At 57.6% G+C, this 1,775-nt stretch carries 2 protein-coding genes; both read left to right on the top strand.

Features of this window, described 5'->3' with window-relative positions; translation table 11 throughout:
* Positions 1 to 211 (top strand): hypothetical protein (locus CP49_RS46700; protein WP_210183102.1); only part of this gene is annotated, 211 nt, incomplete at its 5' end.
* Between the two features lie 85 nt (positions 212 to 296).
* Positions 297 to 1,775, top strand: a 1,479-nt coding sequence (locus tag CP49_RS16490; protein ID WP_245310718.1) for an adenylate/guanylate cyclase domain-containing protein, incomplete at its 3' end; no start/stop codon positions are given.

Raw genomic sequence — 1,775 nt, 5'->3', positions numbered from 1 at the left:
TGGTCAACGGCTATACACTGGCGGTCGAGATACCGTTTCTGGCAGCATAGAGGTCCGCACGCATGCTGCGCTGGTCGGATGGTGGTGGCAGGTGCTGTTTAGCAAGGACGAGGGGAGCGACGACAATGTGACGCAGGCAGCGCCCCCATCGACGTCTGCTTGCTGGCTTAGAGCGGACGTGGAGCAAGGCCGCCCGGACTTCGCGTTTTGACCCGTTTCGGACATGAGCATAGCCGGACATCGGCCCACAATCCTGCTATATAACCATTCAATTTCCCCGAGCCCGGGGGTCGATCTTGAGCAGCGCGCACGTAGAGCGGCGACTGGCGGCTATTCTGGCGGCGGATGTCGCGGGCTCTTGCCGCTTGATAGGGATCGACGAAGAAGGCACGCTGGCGCAACTGAAAGCTCTCAGAAAGACGCTTTTCGATCCCAAAATCGCTGAGCATCACGGACGCATCGTTAAGAATACCGGGGACGGCGTTCTCGTTGAGTTCGCCAGCATAGTCGACGCCGTACGATGTGCCGACGAAATCCAACGCGGCGTGGCAGAACAAAATATCGATGTGCCGCAGGTCAAGCGGATCGAATTTCGCATCGGCATTCACGTCGGTGATATAATCATCGAAGAGAACGATATCTTCGGTGACGGGGTCAATATTGCGGTGCGTCTCGAAGGGATCGCAGAACCGGGTGGCGTCAGCATTTCAGACGATGCTCATCGGCAAATTCGGGGCAAGATCGGTATCGATTATGACGATATGGGTCCGCAGGTATTGAAGAATATCGCTGAACCAATGCGCGTCTGGCGCGCGCGCATCGGCCCAAGCTTTTCGCCGGCAATGCTAACAAAACCGCCGACCGAGACTTCGCTGCCGCTCGCTCTCCCCGACAAACCCTCCATCGCGGTGCTGCCGTTCCAGAACCTGAGCGGCGATCCGGAGCAGGAGTATTTCGCCGACGGCATGGTCGAGGACATCATCACTGGACTGTCGCGGTCCAAATCGCTTTTCGTTATCGCGCGACACTCCACCTTTACTTACAAAGGCAAAGCTATCGATATCAAACAAGTCGGACGCGAGCTTGGCGTCCGTTACGTGCTGGAGGGCAGCGTCCGCAAGGCCGGCAACCGCGTTCGCATCACTGGGCAGCTCGTTGATGCCGCGACGGGTAATCATATCTGGGCAGACAGATACGATAGTACACTCGAAGACATGTTTGATCTGCAGGATCGGGTGACCAGCAGCGTGATCGGCGCAATCTCTCCTCAACTGGAGCGCGCCGAAATCGAGCGCGCCCAGCGCAAGCCGACCGAAAGCCTTCAGGCTTACGACTACTATCTTCGCGCGTACGCCAGCTTTTACAAATTCACCAGAGAGGCGCACCTTGAAGCTCTCAAGCTCACGGAAATTGCCAGCGGTATCGATCCCGAATTCGCCGCAGCATACGCGCTCGGCGCTCGTTGCTATCTACAAAGGAAAGCTTTCGGCTGGAGCACTGATACCGCTCAGGAACGGATTGAAGCCCGACGACTTGCGAGGCGAGCGATCGAACTCGATAAGGACGATCCATCGGTGCTTGCAATGGCCGGACACGCGCTCGCTTACGTAGTGGGTGAGGTCGAGGAAGGCGCAGCCCTCCTCACGCGGGCGATAAATCTAGATCCAAATCTGGTTATCGCACGACAGTGGAGCGGGTTCACTCACCTTTGGCTCGGTAACGTAGATGCCGCAATCGAGCAATTCAAAGTCGCGCTGCGTCTGAGCCCGCTGGAC

Origin of the sequence: Bradyrhizobium valentinum (assembly GCF_001440405.1) — a bacterium.
GTDB classification, from domain to species: domain Bacteria; phylum Pseudomonadota; class Alphaproteobacteria; order Rhizobiales; family Xanthobacteraceae; genus Bradyrhizobium; species Bradyrhizobium valentinum.
Note: the sequence above shows the minus strand (reverse complement) of the source record. Positions and strands in the feature narration are given on the sequence as shown.